This is a genomic window from Paenibacillus sp. NN59 (assembly GCF_057597225.1).
Genome location: NZ_CP199678.1, coordinates 264,666 through 287,371, shown reverse-complemented (window position 1 = coordinate 287,371; position 22,706 = coordinate 264,666). Strand labels below are relative to the sequence as shown.

At 49.8% G+C, this 22,706-nt stretch carries 17 protein-coding genes; 2 read left to right on the top strand and 15 right to left on the bottom strand.

The genetic code is table 11. The features are described 5' to 3' along the window. Window positions 1–184: 184 nt before the first annotated feature. Window positions 185–1,483 (top strand): alpha-glucosidase/alpha-galactosidase, encoded by a 1,299-nt coding sequence (melA, locus tag ACT89M_RS01280; protein WP_221790162.1) that lies wholly within the window; start codon window positions 185–187, stop codon window positions 1,481–1,483. 89 nt (window positions 1,484–1,572) lie between these two features. Here the strand turns inward: melA and ACT89M_RS01275 are convergent, their stop codons facing one another. The 8 genes from ACT89M_RS01275 to ytxJ form a co-directional block, all read right to left on the bottom strand. Continuing rightward, on the bottom strand, window positions 1,573–2,274 hold the full coding sequence (locus ACT89M_RS01275; protein ID WP_308723403.1) for a response regulator: 702 nt from the start codon (window positions 2,272–2,274) through the stop codon (window positions 1,573–1,575). Then, on the bottom strand, window positions 2,275–3,891 hold the full coding sequence (locus ACT89M_RS01270; protein ID WP_308723404.1) for a DUF4118 domain-containing protein: 1,617 nt from the start codon (window positions 3,889–3,891) through the stop codon (window positions 2,275–2,277). A gap of 17 nt (window positions 3,892–3,908) precedes the next feature. Beyond that, window positions 3,909–6,257 (bottom strand): histidine kinase, encoded by a 2,349-nt coding sequence (locus ACT89M_RS01265; protein ID WP_308723405.1) that lies wholly within the window; start codon window positions 6,255–6,257, stop codon window positions 3,909–3,911. Window positions 6,258–6,395: 138 nt separating this feature from the next. Beyond that, window positions 6,396–6,959 carry a potassium-transporting ATPase subunit KdpC gene (gene kdpC, locus ACT89M_RS01260; protein WP_308723406.1) on the bottom strand — a complete coding sequence of 188 codons (564 nt, stop codon included), beginning with the start codon at window positions 6,957–6,959 and terminating at the stop codon, window positions 6,396–6,398. Window positions 6,960–7,065: 106 nt separating this feature from the next. Further along, a complete protein-coding gene (kdpB, locus tag ACT89M_RS01255) occupies window positions 7,066–9,159 on the bottom strand; it encodes a potassium-transporting ATPase subunit KdpB (RefSeq protein ID WP_154891509.1) in 2,094 nt (697 codons plus the stop codon). Window positions 9,160–9,303: 144 nt separating this feature from the next. Continuing rightward, on the bottom strand, window positions 9,304–10,977 hold the full coding sequence (gene kdpA / locus ACT89M_RS01250; protein WP_308723447.1) for a potassium-transporting ATPase subunit KdpA: 1,674 nt from the start codon (window positions 10,975–10,977) through the stop codon (window positions 9,304–9,306). Between the two features lie 95 nt (window positions 10,978–11,072). Continuing rightward, window positions 11,073–11,150: a K(+)-transporting ATPase subunit F gene (gene kdpF, locus ACT89M_RS01245; protein WP_373323320.1), complete on the bottom strand. Its 78-nt coding sequence runs from the start codon at window positions 11,148–11,150 to the stop codon at window positions 11,073–11,075. A 431-nt stretch (window positions 11,151–11,581) separates the two neighbouring features. After that, complete coding sequence (gene ytxJ / locus ACT89M_RS01240; RefSeq protein WP_253498604.1) at window positions 11,582–12,121, bottom strand: bacillithiol system redox-active protein YtxJ; 540 nt, start codon at window positions 12,119–12,121, stop codon at window positions 11,582–11,584. 242 nt (window positions 12,122–12,363) lie between these two features. Between ytxJ and ACT89M_RS01235 the strand changes: the two genes are divergently transcribed. Continuing rightward, window positions 12,364–13,209 carry a hypothetical protein gene (locus tag ACT89M_RS01235; RefSeq protein ID WP_308723407.1) on the top strand — a complete coding sequence of 282 codons (846 nt, stop codon included), beginning with the start codon at window positions 12,364–12,366 and terminating at the stop codon, window positions 13,207–13,209. Window positions 13,210–13,352: 143 nt separating this feature from the next. Here the strand turns inward: ACT89M_RS01235 and ACT89M_RS01230 are convergent, their stop codons facing one another. The 7 genes from ACT89M_RS01230 to ACT89M_RS01200 form a co-directional block, all read right to left on the bottom strand. Beyond that, window positions 13,353–13,781 carry a VOC family protein gene (locus tag ACT89M_RS01230; RefSeq protein WP_154891512.1) on the bottom strand — a complete coding sequence of 143 codons (429 nt, stop codon included), beginning with the start codon at window positions 13,779–13,781 and terminating at the stop codon, window positions 13,353–13,355. Window positions 13,782–13,958: 177 nt separating this feature from the next. Then, complete coding sequence (locus ACT89M_RS01225; RefSeq protein WP_308723408.1) at window positions 13,959–14,519, bottom strand: hypothetical protein; 561 nt, start codon at window positions 14,517–14,519, stop codon at window positions 13,959–13,961. Between the two features lie 127 nt (window positions 14,520–14,646). Next, window positions 14,647–14,874 (bottom strand): MerR family transcriptional regulator, encoded by a 228-nt coding sequence (locus tag ACT89M_RS01220; protein ID WP_090924231.1) that lies wholly within the window; start codon window positions 14,872–14,874, stop codon window positions 14,647–14,649. Window positions 14,875–15,063: 189 nt separating this feature from the next. Then, window positions 15,064–15,936: a sugar phosphate isomerase/epimerase family protein gene (locus tag ACT89M_RS01215; protein ID WP_308723409.1), complete on the bottom strand. Its 873-nt coding sequence runs from the start codon at window positions 15,934–15,936 to the stop codon at window positions 15,064–15,066. An 11-nt stretch (window positions 15,937–15,947) separates the two neighbouring features. Beyond that, window positions 15,948–16,823, bottom strand: coding sequence for a sugar phosphate isomerase/epimerase family protein (locus tag ACT89M_RS01210; RefSeq protein WP_154891515.1), 876 nt, complete (start codon window positions 16,821–16,823; stop codon window positions 15,948–15,950). A gap of 219 nt (window positions 16,824–17,042) precedes the next feature. Beyond that, a complete protein-coding gene (locus tag ACT89M_RS01205) occupies window positions 17,043–20,348 on the bottom strand; it encodes an alpha-mannosidase (RefSeq protein ID WP_308723410.1) in 3,306 nt (1,101 codons plus the stop codon). After that, window positions 20,345–22,672: a glycoside hydrolase family 3 N-terminal domain-containing protein gene (locus tag ACT89M_RS01200; RefSeq protein ID WP_308723411.1), complete on the bottom strand. Its 2,328-nt coding sequence runs from the start codon at window positions 22,670–22,672 to the stop codon at window positions 20,345–20,347. Before ACT89M_RS01200 ends, ACT89M_RS01205 begins: the two co-directional genes overlap by 4 nt. Window positions 22,673–22,706: the final 34 nt, after the last annotated feature.

The following is a 22,706-nucleotide window of genomic DNA, read 5'->3' as shown; positions in this document are numbered from 1 at the left end:
TGAGCTCACATATTCCATTACCAGTGCACACAACAAATTATAACAGGTAGAAGAGAGGAAATCTTGCTGAAAACGAAAACAAAAATGGGATTATGCCATATTTGAGAGGGTTTGAGCCATAGTGATATGAGCCTGTTCGGCCTATAGTTGGGGTACAACATTTTTCGGGAAGGATGAAGTTGAAATGAACAAAATTACGTTTCTCGGTGCAGGCAGCACCGTTTTTGTCAAAAATGTATTGGGTGATGTGATGATGACGGAGGCCTTGCAGGACTTTGAACTGGCCTTGTTTGATATTGATGCTGAACGTCTAAGTGACTCGGAGCGTTTGTTAAAAAGTTTGGCTCAGTCGCTGGGAAGCCGCTGTTCCGTTAAAACATACCATGATCGCAAGGAAGCGCTCCGCGGAGCTAAATATGTCATCAATGCCATTCAGGTGGGCGGATATGACCCGTGTACGATTACCGATTTTGAGATTCCGAAGAAATACGGCCTGCGTCAAACGATTGCCGATACGCTCGGCATTGGCGGAATCTTCCGTAACTTGCGTACCATTCCGGTGATGCTGGACTTCGCCAAGGATATGCAGGAAGTATGCCCGGATGCCTGGTTCCTGAACTACACGAACCCGATGGCTGTACTCACTAATGTCATGAACGTACATGGCGGAATTAAAACGATCGGTCTGTGTCACAGTGTACAAGTCTGCGTACCTCATCTGTTCGATACGCTGGGGATTGACCAGACGGGGGTCGTTGCCAAAATCGCCGGGATTAACCACATGGCATGGCTCCTGGAAGTAACAAAGGATGGTGTCGATCTATATCCTGAGATCAAACGTCTTGCGAGACAGAAACAGCAGGAGACACATGATGACATGGTACGTTATGAACTGATGCATCGCTTCGGTTATTATGTTACCGAGTCTTCTGAGCATAGTGCAGAATATCATCCGTATTTTATTAAACGCAACTACCCGGAATTGATCGAACGTTACAACATTCCACTCGACGAATATCCACGTCGCTGTGTAAACCAGATTGCAGAATGGAAGGAAATGCGGGAGAAGCTGTTTGCGAGTGAAAATATTCAGCATACCCGCAGTCATGAATATGCTTCGCATATCATGGAAGCGATGGAGACGGATCGCCCGTACAAAATTGGCGGTAACGTTATAAACAACGGGCTCATCACCAACCTGCCACGCGAAGCTTGTGTCGAGGTGCCTTGTCTGGTTGATGGTTCCGGCATCAGCCCGACGTATATTGGTGACCTGCCACCACAATTGGCAGCGCTGAACCGTACCAATATCAACACCCAATTGCTCACCATTGAAGCGGCTATGACTGGCAAAAAAGAGCATATCTATCACGCGGCTATGCTTGATCCGCATACGGCTGCTGAGCTGTCCATGGACGACATCGTGGCGATGTGCGACGATTTGATTGAAGCTCATGGCGACTGGCTGCCTAAATTCTCATAATAAAAACATCAAGACATACAAAAGTAGCACCGTGCCTTTCGAAATCGAAGGGGACGGTGCTTTTTTTCACTTATTTTCAGATTACTCCATTACTCCGCAGGCAGCAGAAAACGATATCCAATCCCTGGTTCCGTCTGAATATAGGAGGGCCGGGTGGGATCTTCCTTTAGCTTTTTACGCAAATGACCCACATAAACTCGCAAATAATGGCTGTCCGACTCATGATGATGCGCACCCCATACTTGCTGTAAAAGCTGGCGCTGGGTAATAATTTTGCCTGCATTCGAGGCAAGCACCTTCAGCATCTCATATTCGGTTGGCGTTAATTTGACCTGCTCTCCGTCCAGCTCAACCTGCCTGAGAGCCAGATCGATAACCAGTGAGCCAAATCGCAAAATGGGTTCATCCGTTGTTTTGGCCACATGCCGAAGCGCTACCCGAATTCGGGCAACCAGTTCGCCCATGCCAAACGGCTTCGTCACATAATCATCTGCACCTGCATCCAGTGCGGTAATCTTATCAGCCTCCTGATCTTTTGCTGTTAGCACAATAATTGGCACCTGTGACCATTCCCTTATTCGGTGAAGCACGTCCATGCCAGATATGCCTGGCAAACCTAGATCCAGAATGATCAAATCGGGATGCACCACACTTGCCTGCGTAATACCCTCCTCTCCGTTAGCACACTCATAATGATCATATTGGTGAGCCTGAAGAGTCACTTTTAGCAGTTTGCGAATCTGTGGTTCATCATCAATCACCAGAATGCGAGCCCCTAATGCGGCATTCATCTAATCTCCAACCTCTCCTTGCACTGTATAGGAAAATGGCATTTCATCCCTTCCTACAGGCAACTCTATACGTATTCTTGTTCCTCCATCCGGATTGCCCTCAGCTTGGATTGTACCTCCGTGAACCTGCACAATCCCTTTGCAGATGGCAAGCCCCAATCCAGTTCCCGTAATATGCTGCGTGGAGGGTGAGCGATAAAACTTATCAAACACGCGAGTGCGCTCCGCTTCCTCAATCCCAACACCCTGATCATCTACGATGAAGGTCACACAACTCTGTCTCGGTTCATTCTTTACCCTTATGATCACCATGCTCTCGTCGGGTGAATATTTGATTGCATTGCTGACGATGTTCACAAGTACCTGTTCCAACAACACTTCATCTCCGTCAAAAAAGGCCGGTTCTTCCGGCAGTTGTACCGTAACTTTGCGGTGAGGGCTGAATTCTCTGACTTTTGCCAAAACAACGCTAATCATATCTCCTACATCACACCATTTGCGATTAAGTTGTAGCATACCGCTCTCCAGCCGCACCATGCCAAGCAAGTTGGTTACGAGACGATTCATACGCAACGCGCCGTCACGGATGTTGCCAGTCAATTCCAGGCGATCCTCGGGTGTAAAAAGACTGTCATTCTCCATCAGCCCTGTGGCTGAACCGATAATGGCAGTTAACGGCGTACGTAGCTCATGGGATACCGAATCCAGCAGCGCAGTTCGGATGCGCTCTGATTCAGCGGTAACTTGAGCAAGGCGCGCTTCCTCAGCCAGCTTCACCCGGGCGATTGCACCTGCCGCAAGACTGCCGCAGGCTTCCAGCAGCTGGCCCTGTTCCTGTTGCTTTTCCGGCTCACTAGTAGTCATGTACACGGCAAGTACACCGTGAATGTGACTCTCTGTTCGTAGCGGAACATACAACCCCGCCGATTCACCAAGCTTTGGTGTACCTTTGCCTGCGATCTGCCCCTGTTTATAGACCCAATCGGCAATAGCCAGCTCCGAAGGATGGCTTCCCCAGGCACTCTTCTCTGTCCCGATCTCAGACGCAGGTCTCTGTTTTACCCAAAGCTTCAGTTCATCCTGCTGATCCGGCAGATATATGGCGGCTGGACTTCCGAGCATTAGGGATATCTGGCTCGTCATGTTATCCAACAAGGTATCCAGATTAGTAATTGCAGTGATCTGTCGACTAAGATCATACAGGGCATTCGTTGTGGCTTCACGAGATTTAACCCGATCCAGCTGTTGCCGTAAACGTCCGGCGAGACTTGCTGTCATGACAGCGACAGCCAAATACACCCCAAACGAAATCAGATATCGCAAATCCTCTATCGTAAAACTGAGATAAGGTGGAACAAAAAAGAAATCAAACATGACAACACTAAGGGTCGCTGCATATACCGCTGGCCCCATTCCCCAATATACAGCACTGATCAGTATGGGAAACAGGTACACCAAAGCAACATTGACCAGATCATCACTCATCCCGATGATATGAAGCAGTACGGTTAACAGAATGATGGCAAGTGTTACCCATATATAGGTGGGAACCCTTTTCCAACGGGAGATTCCCTGTAAGCTTTCCTGATCTTTGCCCTCTTCCATATGCTCAGACAAATTCAATTCCACCCGCTTTAATTATAATCATCATCCGCTACGATCAGCACATCGCGATGTCTCGACAGACGAACAAGCTGCTTCACCACCGAGCCTGAGCCGCGATGGCCATTCAGCCACCATACTCGTTTCGCCTGCCCCACCACCAGTTGTGTTGCCTTCGCTTCCGTGGCCTTTGCATCCAAAATACCTGGTACCTCCCGCAACTTTGCACTTTGATGGACATGAAAATGCCCCCCTAGCCGCACAGTGAGCCGCTCCAAACCTGCGAGGTGCTCCTTCACTTCGGGAGTCATTACCATGCCTGTGCCGATGTGTACATGATGGACATGCCAGGATGCCTTCAGCCGATAAGCCATGCGAAAACCTCTGCGAATTAACCGCTCGGCGTGACGGTCGCTGCTGACACACACAAAAACCGACTCCTCACGGCGCCATGGGCCCCGTAGTGTTCGCGCCGCTCGCTGCGATTCCAGCCGCTCATCCACATCGTCTGCAAGTTCGCGTAGAGCCAGTTCACGCAATGCGATCAGATTACCCATTTTAAAAAAATTCGCAAGCGCCTGCTCCACCTTGGCAGTTGCATAGATTTTACCCTCTCGCATGCGCTGCCGCAAGGCCTCGGGAGCGACATCAATCAGTTGCACCTCGTCTGCCAATTGAATGATCCGATCAGGTACCGTTTCTCGCACCCGAACACCGGTAATATGCTCAACGGCATCATTCAAGCTTTCAAGATGCTGTACGTTCACGGTTGTAATGACGGATATGCCTGCGTCCAGCAGCCTTAGCACATCCTCGTAACGCTTTTGCCGAGCATTTCCAGGCACGTTGGTATGCGCGAGCTCATCCACAAGCACCACTTCGGGATGCAATCGTAATATCGCTTCTGTATCCATTTCCTCTAAGCATGTGCTTTGATACACACGCTGCGCTCGCGGGATGATGGACAAAGAGCCGATTTGTTCCACCGTGTCCGCTCGTCCATGGGTTTCCAGCAAACCGATTTGCACATGGATGCCTTTGCGCAACAGATCATTGCCTTCCCTCAGCATCATGTAGGTTTTGCCCACCCCTGGAGCAGCTCCAATATAGATTTTGAACGTACCGCGCCTAATCAGCCCAATCTGTTCCTCTATCTCCTGCTCACTGAGTCTGCGATAGGTTTTTTGTTCCGTTTCACTTACTTTTGTCGGCACAACCCGTTCGCCCTCTTGCGCCGACCGATCTGCAACCAGTAGTAAATCTACTCCTTGCAGTTTGCGAAGCAACGAGTTAATGAGAGAGCCCTGCCATAACTCCTGCCGGCGTGTACGCCGCGAATGTCCCATAACGATCCGGGTAATCTGCTGTCTGATCGCATACTGTGCCAATGTGGCTGGGATATAGCGGTGATGTATGACCGGAAGCTCCTCCATGTGCCCGCCGATCTTCTCCACTAGTTTCATCATACTGCGGCGAAATACCGTAGCTTCCTTCGTTAGTGGCTGTTTCATGGGCCGGAAGACAACAACATGCAAGCTCCCGTTCAATCGACGGGCAATCTGCTGTCCGCGCTGAATGTAGATCGAACCGTTCCAGTGGTACTGCGCGGAGACAAGAATGCGTTCCATGATGCCTGTTGCGGGCGGAAGACCCATTTCCTCGCGATGTTCACGTAAAGACTCGTTAACCCCTTCTGCAACAAGTTTCAGTGCCAGCTCACGTAAAATCCCAAGATTACCATGGCGAAAAATGTCCATACCCCCGTGCCCTTGCAGGTGACCTTCCGCAAGACGACTCAAAATGGTCTCTGGCGTAACGTCGATCAGCTTCACTTCATCCGCCAGTTCCAGTGTGTCCGCCGGCACGGTATGTGCCACCTTAATTCCAGTGAGCCGCCTGGCGAGTTCGGTATATCCCTCGAGCTCATACACATTCACGGTAGTTATGACACTGATATTGTGGCGCAATAGAAAACGGATATCCTCCAGTCTCGTTACATGTCTTGCTCCCGTCCGGTTTCGATGTGCCAACCCATCGACCAGAACAACCTCCGGATTGCGAATTAACAATGCATCCAGATTTAAGTCTTTCATCTCCGCTCCGTCACTGCTCCGAATCCAGTGGATGCTGGGCACACGCTCAAGCTCACCGAGCTGTTCTACCGTTTCCGGTCTTCTCATCGTGGAGACCGCACATATGACGACATCTATGCCCTGCTCGCGCAAATGATTGCCGTCTCTGAGCATATGATACGTTTTACCTGAACCGCTGACCGGGCCAATGTAGATTTTAAACGTGCCCTCTTGCAGCTTCGAAATCATACGCAGCATCTCTTCCGGCGATTTCCGCTTGAAGCTGCCCTCCATGCCACTGTCCTCCATGCCACTGTCCTCCTCCTTTTGAGGTTTTCTTCCCTACAAGTGGGTGCACGGTTCCCCGCGACAATAAATGGAGAAAGCCCCTTCCAGGTTGGAAGAAGGCGTTAAGCGGGCCACCACACTTTCGCAGACTCCTCTTTTCTACTTCTCGGCTGCGATCAGTGCCAGATTCAGCTCGTTCACATTGACACGCGGTTCACCGAATATACCTAGCTGGCGGCCTTGTGTATGATCCTCAATAAGCTGAGCCAACTTTTGCTTACTGAGTCCTGTCGCTTGGCTAATTCGCGGAATCTGCGCCTCTGCTGCTTCAGGAGACAGGTCCGGGTCAAGCCCTGAACCGGAACCTGTAACCAGATCGGGAGGAATTTGATGCGGCAGCGCAGGATTTTCCTGGCGGAGTGTAGCCAGCTTCTGGTTCATCTCTGCAATATACTCCGGCGAGGCCACCGCTCGATTGGACCCTGCGGAAGCGGTTGGATCATAATTCGCATTGGAAGCGCGGGGCTGGAACAATCCCGGTGATTTCACTTGCTGCGCCAACAGGGATGAACCGATGATTTTCCCATCTTGAATGATGAGACTGCCGTTTGCCTGTGAAGGAAACAGCAACTGGGCCACCCCCGTTGTGACGAGCGGATAGATCAGACCACAGACTAGCATGAGCACAACAGACAACCGCAATGCGGGTATAAACATCTTCATACAAATCACTTCCTGAATGGATTTAATGTAATATCAAAAAGGCGGGCAACCACGTCATCTTCACCATGAGTGACATCACGCCTGTACTTCACAGCTGCAGTGACATTTACATCAAACCTGACAAAACCAGGTCAATCAGCTTGATGCCGATAAACGGTACAATCACACCGCCAACTCCATAGATGTACACGTTGCGACTCAGCAACCGTTCGGCAGACATCGGACGGTATTTCACGCCTTTCATCGCAATCGGAATGAGCAACGGAATAATAATCGCATTAAAGATCAGTGCGGACAGAATTGCAGACTGCGGTGAAGAGAGATTCATAATGTTCAGAGCCTGCAACTGTGGCATGGCGAGAATGAACATCGCTGGAATGATAGCAAAATACTTGGCGATATCGTTGGATATGGAAAAGGTGGTCAGCGCGCCGCGGGTAATCAGCAGTTGCTTGCCTATAGAGACTACCGACAACAGCTTGGTCGGGTCAGAGTCCAGGTCAATCATGTTAGCCGCTTCTTTGGCCGCCATGGTTCCAGAATTCATCGCCAGGCCCACATCGGCCTGCGCCAGAGCAGGAGCATCATTGGTGCCGTCGCCTGTCATGGCGACAAGTTTACCCTCCTGCTGTTCTTTTTTGATCGCCGCAATCTTGTCCTCAGGCTTCGCTTCCGCTATAAAATCATCCACACCCGCCTCCAGTGCGATCGTCGCTGCTGTCAGCGGGTTATCGCCGGTGCACATGATTGTCTTGATACCCATGGCACGCATCTCGGCAAATTTCTCCTTGAGACCGGGTTTCACGGTATCTTTCAAATAAATCACGCCATAGATTCGGTTATGGATCGCTACCGCCAGTGGTGTCCCCCCGGCCTTTGCAATCTGTGTTGCGATTTCGTCCAGATCACCGGGTACACGTCCGCCTTCGGAGGTCACATACCGCTTGATTGCATCTACTGCGCCTTTGCGGATTTTCGTTCCATCACTCAGATTCAGACCAGACATGCGTGTTTCCGCAGTAAACTCGATACGATCGGCATTGGTGTAGTTGCCTTCCTCCCAGCTCTGCCCCTGCTTACTTGCAAGCTCGACGACAGAACGACCTTCTGGTGTTTCATCTCGCACTGAAGCTTGAAGCGCCGCCCGTGTCATCTCGGGTACAGTTACACCCTGAACCGGAATAAATTCAGAAGCCATCCGGTTGCCGTATGTGATCGTGCCTGTTTTGTCCAGAATCAACGTATCGATATCGCCAGCCGCTTCCACCGCTTTCCCCGACATCGCTAGCACGTTAAACTGTGTCACCCGATCCATGCCAGCAATCCCGATGGCAGACAGCAGACCGCCGATCGTAGTTGGAATCAGGCACACAAGCAGAGCAATTAAGGTAGCCAGATCGAGCCGGATGCCGAGATAATTTGCCATAGGGACCATCGTCACAATGACGATCAGGAAGATTAGCGTTAATACGGCAAGAAGGGTAGTCAGGGCAATCTCGTTTGGCGTTTTCTGACGCTGTGCGCCTTCCACGAGAGAGATCATTCGATCCAGAAACGATTCGCCGGGATCGGTCTGAACTCGCATGATGATGTAATCAGAGGTCACCCGTGTACCTCCGGTGACTGAAGAGAAATCGCCGCCGGCTTCCTTGATCACCGGGGCGGACTCCCCTGTAATAGCCGATTCATCGATAGAGGCCAAACCTTGGGTAATCTCACCGTCCGTTGGAATGAGTTGCCCGGCTTCCACACGGACGAGGTCCCCTTTTTTCAACTCGGTCGAAGCGACCTGTTTCACAGTTCCATCCTTCTGCAATAGATTGGCCATCGTATCCGATTTTGTCTTACGCAGGGTATCCGCCTGTGCTTTGCCCCGCCCTTCCGCTAGCGCCTCGGCAAAATTGGCAAATAGCAACGTGAAGAGCAGAATAAAAAATACAGCCACATTGTATCCTCGCCCTGCATCCGAAGCGGTAAATAGATTGGGATCAATACATAATAGCAACGTAATGAATGTGCCGACTTCCACGATAAACATGACTGGATTTTTGATCATGACCATCGGATTCAGTTTTTTGAATGCATCTCGCATGGCCTGGAGCAACATGGATTTATTTAAAGATCGTTTCGACCCGGGATGATGCTGAACGTGGTTGATGCGTTGATGAATTTGTTCTTTGTTTTGTTCCACTGCATTCATTGTGAATGCCACCTCCATACTATACGTGCTTACTTCAATCCTTTGCCGTGCTTCCATAATTATTGGCTGTGTCGCTGTCGCTCCGCTGGCTTATTCGCCTGCCACTTCTTCAGCCATCACCACCTCGTATCATTCACCTGCCGCTCATCGCACCATCGCCAAATGCTCCGCAATAGGACCAAGAGCCAACGAAGGGAAGAATGTCAGCGCGCCTACGACCACAATCATCATGACCAGAATGCCTGCAAATAGCGGTGTATGCGTCCGTAGCGTTCCTGTGGTAACCGGGACAACCCGTTTCACGGCAAGTGAACCTGCTATCGCCAGCATGGCAATCATCGAGATATATCTTCCGAGCAACATCACAATCCCTATAGCGATATTGTAAAAGTCCGTGTTGGCGTTCAATCCGGCAAAAGCCGATCCGTTATTGGCCGCTCCTGAGGCAAAAGCGTACAACACCTCGGTTAGCCCATGTGTACCGCCATTGGAAATGGAAGCCACGGCCTCCGGCCTTATTAAAGCGAGTGCGGTTGGCACGAGAATAATCAACGGATGAATCAGCAGCGCGATACAAGCCAACTTAATCTCTTTGCCTTCAATCTTTTTGCCCAGGAACTCCGGTGTCCGGCCGACCATCAACCCGCAGATAAAGACCGCAATGATCACATACAGCAGACCATTCAACAAACCTACACCCTTGCCGCCAAATACATTGTTCAGCATCATCTGAGCAAGAGAGACCAGACCTCCAAGCGGAGTAAGTGACTCATGCATGTTGTTCACCGACCCCGTTGTTGCTGCTGTAGTTACAGCCGTGAACAAAGCCGATTCGGGAATCCCAAACCTGACCTCCTTACCTTCCATGTTGGTTTGTAGTCCATTCGCAGCCAGCGCAGGCACTCCGCGATACTCGGAAACAAATACCGTCGTCAGCATCACTAGGAACAGAACTCCCATTGCAGCAAACAACGTCCAGCCCTGCTTCCGATTGTTCACGATTAAGCCAAATGCATACACCAGCGCTGTCGGCAGCAACATCATACAAACGATATGCACCAGATTGCTCAGCGCCGTTGGATTCTCAAACGGATGCGCGGCATTGGTGCCGAACCAGCCCCCGCCGTTGGTTCCAATGTGTTTAATCGACTCGAGCGAAGCCACTAATCCACGCGTAATGGTCTGCTGTGCACCCTCCAGCGTGGTTGCCTTCACCGCACCGGCCAGCGTCTGCGGCACCCCTTGAAATACAAGGAACAAGGCCACAATGAGGCTGAGCGGTAAAAAAATACGAGTAATCGACCGAACCAAGTCGACATAAAAGTTACCCAGATCATCCCGGCGGCCTACTAATCCGCGAATAAAGGCAATCGCCACCGCGAATCCCGTTGCCGCCGAGGTGAACATCGGGAACGTTACCGCGAGCAGTTGTGACAGATACGACAGGGCATTCTCTCCCGTATAGGACTGCCAGTTGGTATTGGTCATAAACGATGCCGCTGTGTTAAAGGACTGCGCAGCCGGCATGTTATCGATCCCATCCGGATTGAGGGGCAGGAACTTTTGCAGCCGTAATACCAGAAACATCAGGATCAACATGACCGCATTGGAGATGAGCACGGCAGACAGATATTTTTTCCACCCCATCGTTTCATCTTCCCGTACCCCCATCAGCCGATACAATAATCGCTCCGGCCCGCCAAACACACGATCAAGTCCCGTTCGTTGCCTGTCAAATACCCTCACCAAATAACTGCCCGTTGGCTTCACCAGTAACAATATGATGAGTAGCGTAACCGCTACCTGCACTACACCGATACCCACATCTGTATATCCTCCCTAATTCAACCTTGATGTTTCCTGCTGACCTGTTATTTATCTTCAGTTACAGGCACATGATCTGAAGAGTTACGTTAGAATTTCTCTGGCTTCAACAGCACGTACCCGAGATAGACAATCAGAGCCATGACAATCACGCCGATGAAAATCATCTTTTCGCCCTTCCTTTCTGCCCTCAGGCCTTCTCGCAAAATTTTACAAAGCCCCAAAACACCGCAAACAACAGTACGATCAGTCCAATCATCGTTGCATCATTCACCATGCGTCCTTCATCCTCTCTTCTCTACCGTTCCTCTCGCTTGCTACAAGTAAAATCGTAATACGAATCGCTGTAAAAAGGGGGTAAAGAAACGCCGCTCTGGCTGTAAAAAAAGCGTAAAAAAGACCCGTTCTTCTCAGCGATCAGCTGAAAGAACGGGTCTGACGTAAATACATATCAATGTAGGATTAAAGATTACATTGAATAGGTCATCTTTTTTTAAGAACTGCGAGTAGTCCTGCCCTTAATGCCAGCGGGGAAAACATTTTAGATCTCAAGGTTTTACAACAAAAAGGAAATCAAGAATTAGATCCAGAGCCCTCCCTACCCGAACGGATTCTGCGCCCACTGTGTCAGCCGTTTTTTGGTGATGTGTCCATGTGAAGTGTGTTCAATAACCTTCCCCTGATCGAGTAGGAGTACCTGCGGCGATTCATGGCGAACCTCGGTCTCTTCGGCGATGTGACGGGATAACGGACGGTTCTCGATAACTTTCACCATACGATATTCCATCGTCTGTTTCGGATCGGATGCATTGGTGCCGACAAAAGCCATGAACTCTCTATATGCTCGCGCACTAACGGGACAAGTTGTGCTGTGTTTCAGCAAAAGCACCGGATGCTCTTGCGAACGTTGGAGCGCCTCTTGCCAATCCTCCAGTTTATGCAATTCCAGCACATGCTCGCTTAACATCTCATGTGAATCGGCGCCTGTACGTTTACTGACCACGGAACCGATCACCACGCCAAGAGCAGCACCAAAAGCGATGCCCAGTCCAATCTGCCCCGTAGCTGTACCAAAGCTTGCACCAAGAGCCACACCGACTCCGAGCCAAAGTGCCTGATGATTTACCTTTTTCTCCACATCAAGTCATCCTTTCTCTACGTATGAATCAAGCGATTCGAAGCTATATAAGTCGAACGACTAAACAGGCTTTTCCTGAATACTTCAATGATCATATTTTTATCTCATATTTTGTTCAAATTATAGCACAGCCCCTGCACACAAGCTTTCAGAATCTGCATCTTTCGGGTACATAATTGTGTTACACTGATGGTAATTTGGAAACGATGAACATAAGAGCAACTGAAAGGCGGAAATTCAATATGACATACGCTTTTACGATTGAACCACCGGAATATTATGCACTGGACAACGAAGACGAGTTAATTGCCAAGTGTCAGGAATGGGGTCTGATTTCGGCGAAAGCAACTAAACTCAAAACATTTTATTATAAAGGCAACGGGCTGAACCTGCCCTGTAACATTCTAGGTTTTGTGGATCACATGACGGCTGTAATTGAGCTGGATAATGGGCAAAAACACTGCATTCACCCCTCCTATCTCAAAGAAATGCAGGCTTCGAGCTACAGCACCAGAGGATTAAGCGGAGCGGGAGCAGAGACGGGAACGGAACAGGGCTACACTGCACAAGCCCCTGATTCCGCTGAAACATCTGCCCAGGACGACTCGTCAGCCGAGCTGGTTAATCCGGAGGATGACATGGATGGGCCAGATTCCTTCTCCGAGCTCAAAGGTGATCCTGACGGATTGGTGGAGGAATACATCGGGCCTCAGGCAGGCAGCAATGCCGATGCGACTTCAGAAACCAAATCCAAAACCAAAGCTGCACCGAAAACAAAAGCCGTTAAAATCGATCTGCCCGAAGGCAAAGTGAAGATGAGCGGGGTGGTTAAGGAGTTTACGACAGTACCCAACCATTTCTCGGACAATGACGATGAAGTTATCATTTATGAGTCTGTAACCATTACGGAGCCTGATGTCATTGAGGTCGGAGAGGCTTGGTCCAGTCACAGTGCAACGATGAAGAAACAGGAATTAGAAGTTGGCGATGTGCTAACCTTTGAAGCTAAAATTATCAAAAAGAAATTAACCCGCAATCCGGTACCCTATAAAATCAACAACCCGTCCAAGATTCAGAAGGAAGATTAGTCTTTCTTTAAAAAAACAGCAAAAAAACCTCCACGCTGCATTATGTAGCGAATGGAGGTTTTTTCCAGCTAGTTATTTAGTTATTACGTGTTTTATAGTTTAATGCTTGATATTTAGCACATAAGCCCAGACTGTAACTGTCCCTATGCTTGTCCAGGAGTTGCACTGATTTGGAACTGCACACCAAACTTATCGGTTACATTACCGTAAGCCGGGCTCCAGAACGTTTCCTGAATCGGCATATTCACTTTACCGCCCACTTCAAGTTTACTGAAAATATCCTTCGCTTGCTCAGCTGTGTCCGTATTGACCGTCACCGTGATATTATCGCCAATGGTGTGAGGCATACCAGGCAGTGTGTCAGATAACATCAGCACCGAACTGCCGATTTGCAGAGACGCATGCATAATCCAGTCTTTGGCTTCTGGTGGAATCGGATGATCCGGACTGGAAGGGCCTTCCCCAAACGTCTGCATTGCGAGTACTTCCGCACCAAATGCCTCTTTGTAGAACTCGACAGCTTCACGCCCGTTACCATTGGTAACAAGGTATACATTCAAGTTAATTGCCATGGATTATTCATCTCCCTGGATTCGTTTAGTTTATGGGTCAGGTCACTTGCGACATGAGTATATAGGAACAAATTGTCCTTTGACAAGCACAAGTTTCCACTCTATACGGTGACCGTTACTGAGCTATATTTCCCAAAATCTTCTTCTCCCATTCTCTACTTCATTCAACTTCACCATTTAAACCTTACGCTTGCGAAGGTAATGCACAACCATGATCACCATCCCCGGTACAAGAACGGCAAAACTGGCGTAGATCATACACCATTTTAACAACGTAAATACAGGAGTCAGTTCAGCAATCACAGATGTTCGCTCGGGATACCGGAACATGACCAAAGACGCCCCCAGGTTTTCCAGCATATCCATCCCCCAGCCCATAAAGGGCAGCAGATTTATGCACCTCCAGCGGCTTGTGGCAGGAAGTACTCGATACAGCATGGATATCAAAACGACGAGCAGGAACAGATACACTAGCGGCCAGATCATATCAAACGTAAACCTCGCCTGAATATAAGCGCTTCGCCCGCTCTCTCCATAGTGCTCAGCCACCCGATACAAATCATCGGCGCTGTATAGAAACGACGAATCCGGTGATTCTCCGCCGCCTGTTGCCTCCTTTGACTTTTCCGCCTGCCAAGGTAGAACGAATGCGATAAAACACCCAAAGACAATGGTCGCAACGACAACCCATTTCCAGTTTACATACCGATATAAACCTGATGATAACCTGCCGAGCATGCCTGACTCCCCCTCTCTATTCAAGAAAAAAGCCACTCTCCCGAGTACTGCCCGGTAAAATGGCTATAAATGTTCTATTCAGTTATTACCCCGGTCAACTAAGACTGCTTGCCTTTTTCCTACTTATTTATTGTGCCTGCACAATGCGATCAATTTCACTTTTTAACAAAAGATATCGATGCACACTTCTCATAATAGGTACTTTGGTGAGTTTGTTTTTATCCACGTATAACTTCATCTGGTCTTTACTCAGCCCTAGCAGGCTGCCCGCCTCAGTTACCGTCAATACCACTTCGGGATTCGTTGCGTTGAACGTCTTCTTTACCTTTTGGTTCCAGTCCTCAAATACCTGCATAGATTCACGATCTCTCCTATCCATAGCCAGTTATTTTCAGGCTGCGTACATTCAGTATAGCATACTTGTGATTATCGTCACTTATTCCTCTTTATGGCACTACAAAATGATCTCCTAGTTCATATGCTGTATATGACAAAAAGAGCCACGAAAACGCGGCCCTATACCAAATCACTATTAATATTCCCTCTATGCTTCATCCCAGAAACGACGCAGATTATCCATGGCGATTTTGGAAGCGGCTTTGCATTCCTCCATGCCTTCGAACTCCACCGTGATATTGCCATCGTAACCGGAATCTTTGATCAGCTTGACGATTTTACGGATGGGGATATCACCTTGACCCACGATCGCACCGCGCAGGAAGTTACCATAAGTTGTGGTAAACCACTCCCCTTCCCCCGGATGCTCGTCATACGGACGGAAGTAGAAGTCTTTGAAATGAATGAGCGAAGCGTACGGCAGATTTTTCATCACACCGATAATCGGGTTTTCGTCTACACACATGAAGTTGCCAATATCCAGCGTTGTTTTAAAATTCGGCCGATCTACGGCATGCAATACTCGCTGAACCCGATCACTAGCCTGCACACTGAATCCATGATTCTCAATCGTTGTAATCATCCCGTACTTTGCAGCATAATCGGCAATGATCTGGCTTCCCCTAACCATCAACGGCAGATGCTGTTCAAACCAGGCAATGGTCGTGCTCTCCTTGGGTAGCCTGAATGAAGTAACGTCGTGGCGCAGATGCCTGACACCCATCCGGTGTGCGACATCCACATGTCTTTTGACCCGAGCCATCTCTTCTTCAAAAGCCTCTTCCGTCTCCTGCACAAAGTTGGCTGGCATAGAATAGTTCGACAGTTCAATCCCAGCTGCTTCGGCGCGCCCCCGAATCGCATCCGCCAGTTCATGATTATCCTCCACCGTGTATCCGTAGGGAACCATCTCCATGTGCTCGCCGCCGTTCGCTGCAATCCAGTCGATTACATCCAGCACCGTCATGGCTCCTGAATTCAGATCATTCAACAAACTGTACGTGCTCAGACCTACCTTCATCTGCTCCACTCCTATCGATATTGTTTGATGAACTGCACGGCTTTGCGAATATCCACTTCCGGTTGGTCTCCCACTTCGCGCTCAATGGTCAGATACCCTGTATAGCCAATCTCCTGCAGCGCGGCAAAATAAGCATTAAAATCAACAGCTCCCTCGCCCAGCGGCACTTCGCGGAAAAAGGCGCCGGAAGCTACCATTTCGGCAATTTTCCCATGATCCATCGGAGCATAACCCACCGCACCGTACACGTCCCGTGGATCGACCTCTTTCAGACGCAAGCCATCCTTCACATGTGTATGCACGATATAATCCTTGAGTAGCTTCACACCCTGTACCGGATCATCTCCTGTCACCATCACCATGTTTGCCGGGTCAAAGTTTACGGATACCCCGTTCGTGGAGAGGGTATCCAAGAAACTTTTCAGATCAGCAGCCGTTTCCGGCCCCGTCTCGATCGCAAAGTAGGCTCCGACACTTTTGGCGTACTGTCCCAGTTCTTCACAGGCAGCGTGCAGTGTTTCGTATACTTCGGAAGAAGGATCATGTGGAACAATACCGATATGTGTGGTCACAATATTTGTGCCCAGATCAAGGGCCAGGTCAACAATTCGTTTAGATTTTTCCACTTTCCAAGCATTGTCTTCCTTGACCTGAAAGCCGTGACCGCCCAGATCACCAACCAATGCCGAGATCTCAAGACCGAGACCATCTATATAACTACGAAGCTCTTTACGAGCCGCTAGCGACAGATTTTCCGGGTCCATCTCCCCCTTCACCGCGTAGATCTGTACGCCTTCTGCACCTGCATCCTTGGCTTTCAACAGCCCTTCCCGTACGCCTACCCCAAAACTGTCCACGATTACACCGATTTTATTGGTTAATTTCATGTCGTACCTCCCATGAGATGAGATTAGATGAGTTGAACTAAAGGTTTTTACACTGAACACTCCGATGACAGAATAACCTTCCAATCGCTGTTATCCCCAGATTTTTTGGTTCCCTTTTCCAAAGGGGAAAATCCGGTGATAAAGGCGAGCGCTTCGCTTTTTCAGGTTTTTTCTGTCCTCTCCGTTATAGTGTAAATGTATAGTTCAACTTATATCGTATCAACTTGATGGCACAAGCTTTACCGACTTGATTTCATAGGGCTTAAACGTCAGTTTAAACGCTCCACCCTCGCAAGTGAGCGGGGCAAGCTCATCTTCCAGCAGATTAATCATTGATGCACTCACATTTTGCTCATTCCACTGCACCTGTACCGTTTCCCGGCCTCCGCTTGATTCGTAGAAACGCAGTACCGTTCCCGTTGCATCTTCCGATGCCTTAATCGTATCCAAAATAACATGTTCACTGTGGAACTGAAGCCAGCTATGTTCTGAGGATTTATCGCCCCCATGTGGTGTGGATGCAACCACCTGTACCGGGTGATTCAGTTCCATCGCACGTTGTACCACATCAGCCTGACGCCAGTCACCTGCATGTGGCAGTACTGAATACGTGAATTCATGCTGCCCTTGATCGGCATGTACATCAGGCCATTTTGGTGCTCGCAACAGTGAAAGACGAATCGTGCGATCCTTAATGTCGTAGCCATACTTGCAGTCATTCAACAAACTGATACCACTATTGCCCTCCGAGAGATCAGCCCAGCGATGCCCGCACACCTCAAATTGCGCCCGTTCCCAACTTGTATTGTTATGCGTTGCCCGCTCTAAGGCACCAAACGGAATCTCATAGGTTGCTTTAGCCGCCACCAAATCTGCTGGGAACGCCACCTTGAGCAGCTTGTGACTTTCATTCCAGTCTACCCGAGTTTTAAAATCAACGCGCCGTTGATGATGAAACAAAATTACATCCTGGCTAATCTCGGATTCATTCAGCTTCCATCGGAAACGCAGTACATCCTGCACAGGGCCGCGCTGAACAATCTCTCTGGAGATCAGCTGCACAGCACTCGCCCGCTGAGATTCAAATCTTGGGTCTATATCCCATGCATCCCAGTACGTCGGTTTGTCGTGGAAAAACTGCCACTCATTCGCTTGGTCGCCTGGCCTCAACCATTCACGCTCTACCGTCTTGTCATACCATCTTGTGATCTCACCCAAATCGTTGAATTCGAGCAAATAGAACTCGGTTTCCCAACATGCAGGTATCTGCTCAAGCTTAGCTGTCTTTTGGATCGCTGAACTCACTTCTAGATCTGCATTTGTTGTTTTTTTCCCTACTGGAATGTCGCCCTCACCTGTTGCTCCTAATGCGCTATCCGCTCCCTGTTCTACAGTTACCGCTATTTCTTCTTTTGAATATCGTTCTACTTCTTCTTTTGTCTCGCGCAACCATATGGTGATATACCCAAAGGCAGGAATCGAAGGAACAAGAACATGCAATCTAACCCTATTTTCTTGCTCTTCCCGCTCTACCTCGCTAATCAAACGATTTCCATAGCGATCATACGCCGCCAAGCCCTCCCAATCTGTATCCCCTGCGATACAGATCACTTCACTCCGCTCCCAGCCAAGGCTGTTGAAAACAACGTAAGGCTTACCTGATACTTCATTTGTTGCAATGTTATCCGTGAGCACATCAAGTGATCCCTGTAACACTTCATCACCAAGCGCAAACACCTTCGTATACTCCTCAGCAGAAGTTACATACACTTCGGGAATCGATGTACCCGGAATAATATCATGGAACTGATTCAACATGATCAGCTTCCAGCCTTCTTCAAGCACTTCCTTGCGATCCAACATTCGGCCGTGATTCTGATCCCACTGGCTCCAGATTTCTGCTTCGCGATAGAGTACCTCGGCCTTACGGTTGCTGCGTTTATTCCGTGCATGGGTTGTATATGTGCCCCGATGCAGCTCCAGATATAGATCACCATGCCACTTCGGCAGTGTTGGCTTACTCGCTGCAATCCCTTCAAAAAAGGCGCTCGCCGTGCTGAATTGACTGATCGGCTGCCCTGCCATCAGGTGAGAACGCTCCGCAAACTCCACCATTTCGTTCGTTACACCGCCGCCACCATCGCCGTGCCCATAAAGCAACATCTGCTCCGCATGAACGTCTTTTTGCTTGTAGGACTGCCAGTGTTCATGCACATCTTTGGGACGCGTATGTTCGTTTACACCATGATTCAGGTAAGAGAGCACCGATGTACCGTCAATCCCCACCCAGTCGAACAGATCATACGGAAACACATTCGTATCATTCCAGTTTAGTTTGGTCGTCATAAAATAAGGAATGTCGGCAAGCCTCAGAATCTGAGGCAGTGAAGCACAATATCCAAACGTATCCGGCAGCCATTCAATGTTCGAACGTTTGCCAAACTCCGACTGATAGAACTGCTGTCCGTACAAAATCTGCCGCACCAGGGACTCACCACTTGGGATATTCAGATCCGGCTCCACCCACATGCCACCGACCAGTTCCCAGCGCCCTTCAGCAATTCGTGCCTTAACCCTTTCATACAGCTCAGGATAATGCTCCTTAACAAAAGCATATAGTTGAGGCTGGCTCTGGGAGTACACAAAATCCGGGTATGTGTCCATAAGCGTACACATCGTAGAGAACGTTCGGCTCGATTTGCGCACGGTTTCCCGCACAGGCCAGAGCCAAGCCACATCAATATGAGACTGTCCAACCAGATGCATAAACCCGCTTCGATGCTGCTCCGGGTCTTCCCGCTCCACGGTCTGGACGATTCTCTGCTCCAGCTCATGTAGCCATACACCATCCTGCCAGCGTCTCGAATCATGGTACATCTCATCCATCACCTGATGGACAGACCGAACCAGTGTTGTGCGTTTCAAATCCTTCTCCGGTAAAGCTTGCAGCGATTCTGAAAGTACCATTATGCTGTACATCAGGCTCTGCAACGGTTGATTCACATGCACCAGCGCCGCTCGTATCCCCTGAATCGGGGGCTGAATTACCGCTTGCCGATTCAAGGGATCATGCGGTTCAGGGATGGGGTCATACAGCTCGATCTCCAGCTGTGGCGAGATTCCCACACGTTCTCTTGGAAGAGGTACGAAGGTATGATTGCGATCGAGCCCGTGATACGGAACACCGTTGACCTTCATCAACCCTTCCCCACCCGCTTCAAAAATGAATCCGATAGCCTCACCCTGCCACGTCTCAGGAATCTGCACTCTTTTGCTCAGAAAATACGTCGTTCCGTGCGTGCTGTTCAACGGATTCAGGGAATGCTGGATCTCCTCGTGCCCTTCCTGTTCAGATGCGCGCTCCTGACCATACGCATATCCCTGCTCATGTGCATATTCTTGCTCATACTCGTATTCTCCCGGCCGAATATATCGTGCTCGCTGCATCTGCCACTCGGGAAGCTCAACGACTTCCAGCCACTGCTTCTGCTTCAAGTCTTCGATAAACCTCTGCATTCGGATCATACCTTCACCTCCACCTGTTGTACATGCAGACTGCAAGCCGTCCAGTCCGCAGAGCTGCGTCCAACCATCAGCTTGAATTCACCCGGTTCCACCACAGACTGGAGACGGGAGTCGATCAGTGCGAGATGTTCCTTTTGTACAGAAAACGTTACGGTTTGAGTCTCTCCTGGTCCCAGATGGATTTTGCTGAAACCTTTCAGGGCAATTTCAGCCCGGGTAACGGAAGCCGTCACATCGCTAATGTACAGTTGTACGACCTCTTTGCCTGCCACAGCACCCACATTCGTCACTTCGACCTGCACCTGTGCCTCCTCGTCCGGGCCAATCACTTCCGGTGTCACTCGTACATTGTCGTACTTGAAGTCCGTGTAGCTCAGCCCATGTCCGAAGGCATATTGCGGCGTTAGATCCATCTCCAAATACCGTTTGCCGCGCGTCCGTTTCGCATGATAGTACACGGGAAGCTGACCTTCATGTTTGGGAAAGGAAACGGTCAGTCGCCCCGATGGATTCACATCCCCAAACAGTACATCGGCGATGGCATTGCCCCCTTCCTGCCCCGGGTACCATGCTTCCAGAATGGCTGGAATGTGCTCGTCGATCCACGGTTCGGCAATAGGGCGCCCGTTAATATACACCACAACGACCGGCTTCCCCAGCTTATGTATTTCTTGCACCAGTTCTAGCTGCACACCCATCAGGTTCAACGAAGAACGGTCTATGCCTTCCCCGCACTCCATGTCATTCCACGGATCGTCGGTTACCACGGATGCCCCTGTTCGCAGATCAATTGTACCTTCGCCGAAATCACGCGCACTCGATCCACCCATCACCATAACGATGACATCAGCCTGCTCCGCACATGCCAGCGCCTGCGCAAAGCCTTCTCTCGAGTCACCCTTAATCCGACATCCGGGTGCATACAGCACCTGAGCAGAATCCGCCCCACCGATTTTGCGCGTGATACCATCCAGCACCGTCACAATCTGCTCTCTTGGCTGCGGAGAGGTATAATCTCCAAGCTGGTTATAGATATGGTTGGCGTTCGGCCCGATCACAGCCAGTTTGATTCCCTGAGTAGCAAGCGGAAGCACATGTCCTTCATTTTTCAATAGGACAATTCCCTCTTGTGCCACCTCCCGTGCGAGCCGAACATGTTCCTCACACCCGATAACCTTCTCTGCAAAATCAGGATCAACATAAGGCCGCTCAAACAAACCGAGCCTGAATTTCATCTCCAACACACGTCGTACCGCCACATCCAGCTCCTTCTCTTCCAGTAAACCTTGTTCAAGTGCCTGTGCCAGATGTTTGCGGTACATGAATCCAGACATCTCCATATCTACACCTGCCCGCAGGGACTGCGCTACGGCTTGCTCTCCATTCTCTGCCGTGTTGTGTCCGTTCACTAGCATCTGGATCGCCCCAAAATCGGTAATGACAAATCCGTCAAAACCCCACTCTTCCCGCAAAAGATCATGCAGCAGATACGTACTGGATGTACACGGCACACCATCGATCTCGTTATAAGCCGTCATGACCGAGCAGGCTCCGGCTTCTACTGCTTGTTTGAACGGCAGCAAGTCGATTTCGTGCAACTCACGCATTCCCATATGCACTGGCGCCGCATTGCGCCCGCCTTCCGAACTGCCATACGCTGCAAAATGTTTGAGTGTCGCCACCACCGTCCGGTCGGAATCAAGACGATCCCCCTGCAATCCATAGATGGCTTCTACGGCAAACTGTCCGATGAGATAAGCATCTTCGGCAAAACATTCCTCCGTCCGTCCCCATCTCGGGTCACGCACAACATCCAGCACCGGAGAATACGTAGCTGCGCCGCCCTGACTCCGAGTTTCCACAGCGATCGCCTCGCACATCCTGCGATATAGATCTTTATTCCATGTGCTACCTACCGTTAACGGCACAGGAAAGACCGTTGCACCAATGGCCATATGCCCGTGGGAACATTCTTCTCCGAACAGAATCGGAATCCCTAATCGGGAATGCTCTATCGCATATTGCTGAATCACATTCGTGGCTACCGCTCCTTGCCGGGGTGTCAGCCCTGTATCCAAAGTAACTTCTGTCCATGGATCTGCCCTGAGCACCCCATACAACGAGCCGACACCACCCAGCGCCATGTCCGCCTCGAACTCTTCGGTTACCTGTACCGTACCGTCTGCCGCTTTCTTGTATGTTTTCCACCCCATAGGCTGGATTAACTGCCCTATTTTCTCTGCGGTTGTCATTCGTTCGAGCAGATCCTGTACCCGCTCCTGAATGGGAAGTGATGCATCTTTGTAGCCCGTTTGCGTTTGCATGTGCACATTCTCCTCCTGCCTGTGAGTTGGTCAT